The following is a 5,084-nucleotide window of genomic DNA, read 5'->3' as shown; positions in this document are numbered from 1 at the left end:
AAAGATGATTTCTCCGTGACCAGATTGGAGTGACGATACAGACGAGAGTTCGGGTTCGGGAACTTCGATAAGTTCAATTTTTCCTGGTGCGACAAGGTGGCTTGCTAACAACGAACTGATCCTGAAACAGGGGAATGCTCTCATTCTCTAGAAACAAAGTTGGTTCTGGTAGAAGGGAAGCAGAATGGATATAGTTATAAAATATACAAAACAGCATAAAATGCAACGTTGAGCTTCAACACGGATTCGGCGAACACAAAATAATGGCTGTAGGAGAGCGAGGATGAAGAAGCAAATTTCTGTAGCAGTACTGACAAATGAGACCGGAGCCCATTTAGGGGCATACTTTTCTGCCTTGAAAGAGATCGATGAAGTCAAGGAAGTCTATCTATCTGATCCGAGTGGACAACAGGAAAAGTCAGCTCGCAGCCAACTTGGTTCCAAACTTAAGCAGGTATTTCAGAAACCGGAAACATTGCTTGGGAATGAGACAGTTGATCTGGCATTGGTTACGATGGAAGCCAGACAGGCGCCTCAAACGATCAGTTTGGCTTTAGAACATGGTTGTCATGTATTTGCAGAAAAACCAGCTTGTCTGAGTGTCCAGCAATTTGAGCCGTTGGTTCAAATTGCAGAGAGTAAGCATTTGCATTTAACGCTGGCTCTGGCCAATCGAACGAATCCGGAAATCCGGTTTGCGAAGTCATTGATCGAGGACGGTACGATTGGAAAGATCTACGGCGTAGATATGACATTGCTAGCTGATCAGACTCGGTTATCAAGTCCTGTCTATCACAAGAGCTGGTATGCACACAAAGATCGAGCCGGAGGCGGATTTCTTTCCTGGCTTGGCATTCACTGGCTTGATTTATCAATGTATCTGACAGAATCTTCCATCACAGATGTTTCGGGGTTCACTGCACTGGTGGGAGGGCAGCCGATTGACGTGGAAGACTCTGCAGCGTTGTCTTTTCGTTACGAAGCCGGATTTTTAGGTACATTGACAGCCGGCTATTTTATGAACCGGGGATATCAATCCATGATCAAAATCTGGGGCAGCAAAGGTTGGCTGGAAATGGTTCCGTTTGAGGATCGTCCTCTGGAATGGACTCTCAACCATAATGGGAAAAAATATCGATTTGATCAACCGGTTGAGCCGCGTGGATATACACCTGCCGTACGAAAAGCGGTTCAAGCCGCGGCAGGTAACGGAGATCCATTATTAACGAGTCGCGAGAGTTTGAGAATCATTCGAACGATTTATGCGTTTTATGATGCAGCCAAATCGGGAAAAACACAGACAATTTCAAACGATTGATCTGTTCATTCCGCTACAGATACTCGTCATCGTCTTTGAGGTCTTTTTCAGTGATGATTCGATGTCCCTGCTCTGTAAGGATTCTGATGCCGAGATCGATATCATCCACACAAAGTGCAATGGCGCCTCTTCCATGTCTCCGGTAAAGGAGTGGGTAAGTGTAATCGATATTCACCTCTGCCTGTAGTAATGCGAGACAAATTTTCATATAAGGCTGAGTGTCATCAGGTAGTTCGACACCGATCAAATCTTTTTCGAAGAATGTGTAATTCGACAATTCAAAAATTTCACGGGCCCGCTCGTAATTATCGATGACAATACGGCTCATCGCCACATCTACTGAGTCAACGGTACTCAAAGCGATGATCCTGAGATCAAATTTTTCGAGCAGTTTTAAGAGTTGATTTAGATAACCGACACGGTTTTCCATAAACACACAAAATTGACGCAGGCAGGGCCATTCTTTGCCTTGTTCCCCTGAGGGGTAGGAAGATTGATCTTCAAAATCCATCGATTCTCTCCACAGACTAAGCAGTCAGGATTGATAGTGGGCTCAGAAACACCGTGCAAACCTGAACGCATTGTGATAAGAACTGCGCTAGGAACTAGCTCTCATCAAGTTCTTATCTAGAGGCAATTTAAGAAAATTATCATCTATCGTCAATAAGAGGTGTATTCTTCTGTTCCCGATCAGCCTAATTAAGTGTGTTTGAGGGGAAAAAATTCAATTCAACGAGGATTAAAGTCACTTGTGATCATTAACATTGTCACATACAACTTGGATGATCCAGATAAAAATGTCAAAGAAATGATTTCTGAAGGACCCGAATTTTGATACGTACCTTTCTATTTGATATGGGAAATGTTCTGGCTTTTTTTTCACATGACAAAATGTGTGAACAAATGGGGCATCTCTGCGGTCGATCGCCGAGTGAAATACAGACGCTTCTGATCGAATCCGGGATGCAGTGGGAGTACGAACGGGGAAACTTAACTCCCGCTCAGTTTCATCAGAGGTTTGAACAAGCAGTAGACCAAAGCATCGATTACGAAGCGTTAGTCGTTGCCGGTTCTGATATTTTTGATCTGAACACTTCAATTCTTCCGGTACTGGATTCTTTAAAGGCCAGCGGTTATCGATTGGTCTTATTGTCTAACACCTGTGTTTCACATTTTGAATTTATCTGGAATCAATACGATGTACTCCAGCGGTTTGATGATTATGCGACATCCTATGCAGCAGGCGCCATTAAACCAGAGCCAGAGATTTTTCGGTATGCCTTGGAAAAGATTCAGTGTGCTCCGGAAGAGGCGTTTTATACAGATGATATCCCCGAATATATCTGCGAAGCCAGAAAACTGAAAATACAGGCAGAAGTCTTTACTGATACCGCATCCCTGATGGGCCAATTGGCGTCTCGTGGAATTCAAGTCTAAGTGAAATTTGAAGGAAAAATACTTTCTGATGCTATGTATCCAGTTTAAAACATCCTTCTTTACAGATTGATCAGTTTCTTTAGCTGAGCCATTACAGTCTGTTCTTCTATACATTCGAGCCGTGTCCCTTTGGAACATTGTTTGCGGGACTACGTCAGAATCTTTTCAAATGTAGCAGAAAGAACCTGGTTTTTTGACGTAGCATAAGAAGTTACGTTCGTTTTATGAGTGGAAGGCGTTATGTCGGTCGATTCCCATACTGGTTCAGTAGAATCTTTGACTTCGGTGAAAGTGAAGCGTTCGCATCGCGAATTGCTCTCAATGGGCTGGCCGCAATTAATCACATGTCTCTGGTTTGCGACATTGTTTTTCTATTTTGGCAATGTCCACATTTTTTACTCGGACATCTGGGGACATGTTTCCTATGGGGACTGGATTTTGGCGAATCAGTCTTTGCCACAATACGATCCTTTTCTCTCCCTCGCAGAAGGGGTGCGATGCATCGATGCTGCCTGGCTCTCACAGATCATTTTTGCCAAAGTCAATGGCGTTTGGGGTGTACGAGGTTTATCACATATTTTTGCGTTGACTGTATTTACGACGCATGTTCTGTTCTGGTTCGCCTTCTACCTGAAATCCGGCAGAGTTGGTGTGAGTACATTAGCCTCTTTTCTGCTTGTGGTCATCGCTTCGAGTCGAATTGCGATCATCAGACCGGAAATATTTGGAACGTTATGTGTGGCGCTTTTACTAGTTATCATGGCCTGGTCGGAAAAATACGATTCCATCAAATCAAGTTTGCTGCCTGAAGATGATCCCGATCACTCTCTCAAGCAAACTCAAAAAATACCGAAAACCTTGCTGATTTCATTATATTTCGGTATCCCATTGATTTTTCTGGCATGGGCGAATCTGCATGGATCTTTTGTAGTAGGACTGGCGATACTGGGGCTGCAATTCCTGGGAAGAGTCATCGAAGTTGGCTGGAGAACACGCAGTCTGATTGAAATCTGTACTGACAAATGGGTCAGGCGCTGGCTAGTGGTCACAGAGTTGTCTGTCTGTGGGGCTTTGCTCAATCCCTATCACATTGATTTGTTTCTCAACTCTCTCACATTTCCACGAAATCCGAACTTGAAAGATGTTTTGGAGTGGGAACCTCTGGAATTTCGGGATGCGGAAGGAATCTGGTTCTGTGCCTCATGGGTATTGATGTTAGGCCTTTTTCGGCGTAGTCGGGAAGCAATCCGAACAGCAGATGTGTTACGTGTCGGGCTGCTCTCATTGGCGGTGATTATTGGCGTGCGAATGATTGGTTGGTTTTCGGTGGTTTTTGTCTATGCCATGGTTCCCCATCTGGCGAATGTGATTCCAAGAATAGGTCAGAAAGAGCAACGTTTGGCTGCTGAATCATCAGAAAAAATGTCATTCTGGTCTAAAAAATCGCCTGTAATTACAGCATTTTGTGTCTTGATCATTTGGTTTGGTTTTGCTTTTTCCAATATCGCAACTCCCCTGTTTGGCGGCACGCCTCGCAAAATAGACAAAATTTATAGTCAGGGGACCCCGCGAAAGTTAACAGAATTTTTAAAGTTACACCCTCCCGAGGGACAGGTTTGGAATCCTCAATGGTGGGGCGACTGGTTGGTTTGGGATGGCCCGCCTGGAATGAATGTTTTTATGACGACGAATGCGGTGCATTTAACACCTCCCCGTGTCTGGAAGGATTACCTGGGAATCGCAAGAGCGAGTCGGGGATGGCAGTCGGTTGCAGAAAAGTATAACGTTTCCACATTTGTTATTCATAAAGAAAAACAGGTCAAACTGGACGAACAAGTTCGCAGATTAAAAGGATTTCAAATTGTTTATGAAGATGATCTCGGAATAGTCGTGTCTCGTGAACCAAAGCTGATTTCGGCCATAAGTCAGGATCAAGACAGAAAGAAAGCTGCGGCTGACAAATCAGAGAGCGAGGTACAGCCCTAATGCAGATGAAGACACCGTTTCGAAAAAAATTGAGTGTTGCGTGTTATCTCGGATTTCATATTCTATTAGTCAGTGTTGCCATCGGCTGGGGGGCAGTTCGATTTCATTCATGGGAAGAGCAGAAGCAATTACCACAAATACGACTGAATCCTCTTAAAGTAACTCCGCTTTATGATCGTCCCAGCATCGTTTCGAATGAAGATCTCGCACGTGTTCTTTATCGTTTGCGTCCTCAGTTCAGGGGGAAAACACCTCGTATTAATCATGTGGATCATGCCCTAAGGTTCTGGGGGATTGAGGCGGCCTTTGACGATTCGAAGTCCCTTTCAGGGCTTGAAATGCG

General features: G+C 44.3%; 4 protein-coding genes and 1 pseudogene. 4 read left to right on the top strand and 1 reads right to left on the bottom strand.

Annotation, left to right across the window (positions count from 1 at the left end; genetic code table 11):
* Positions 1–283 precede the first annotated feature (283 nt).
* The gene (locus tag Q0668_RS17055) at positions 284–1,318 is read left to right on the top strand and encodes a Gfo/Idh/MocA family oxidoreductase (RefSeq protein WP_298866800.1); all 1,035 of its coding nucleotides are present in this window, start codon (positions 284–286) and stop codon (positions 1,316–1,318) included.
* Between the two features lie 13 nt (positions 1,319–1,331).
* Here the strand turns inward: Q0668_RS17055 and Q0668_RS17050 are convergent, their stop codons facing one another.
* Positions 1,332–1,829, bottom strand: coding sequence for an acetolactate synthase (locus tag Q0668_RS17050; protein WP_298866798.1), 498 nt, complete (start codon positions 1,827–1,829; stop codon positions 1,332–1,334).
* Positions 1,830–2,149: 320 nt separating this feature from the next.
* Between Q0668_RS17050 and Q0668_RS17045 the strand changes: the two genes are divergently transcribed.
* From Q0668_RS17045 to Q0668_RS17035, 3 genes and pseudogenes are all read left to right on the top strand, one after another.
* The gene (locus tag Q0668_RS17045) at positions 2,150–2,755 is read left to right on the top strand and encodes an HAD family phosphatase (RefSeq protein ID WP_298866796.1); all 606 of its coding nucleotides are present in this window, start codon (positions 2,150–2,152) and stop codon (positions 2,753–2,755) included.
* 240 nt (positions 2,756–2,995) lie between these two features.
* On the top strand, positions 2,996–4,741 hold the full coding sequence (locus Q0668_RS17040) for a hypothetical protein (protein ID WP_298866794.1): 1,746 nt from the start codon (positions 2,996–2,998) through the stop codon (positions 4,739–4,741).
* Positions 4,741–5,084: pseudogene (locus Q0668_RS17035) on the top strand (hypothetical protein); the annotation flags it as partial. The gene Q0668_RS17040 and the pseudogene Q0668_RS17035, both read left to right, overlap by 1 nt.

Source organism: uncultured Gimesia sp. (assembly GCF_937910335.1).
Classification (GTDB): Bacteria; Planctomycetota; Planctomycetia; order Planctomycetales; family Planctomycetaceae; genus Gimesia.
The sequence above is the reverse complement of the archived record's forward strand: the minus strand, read 5'-3'. Positions and strand labels throughout refer to the sequence as shown.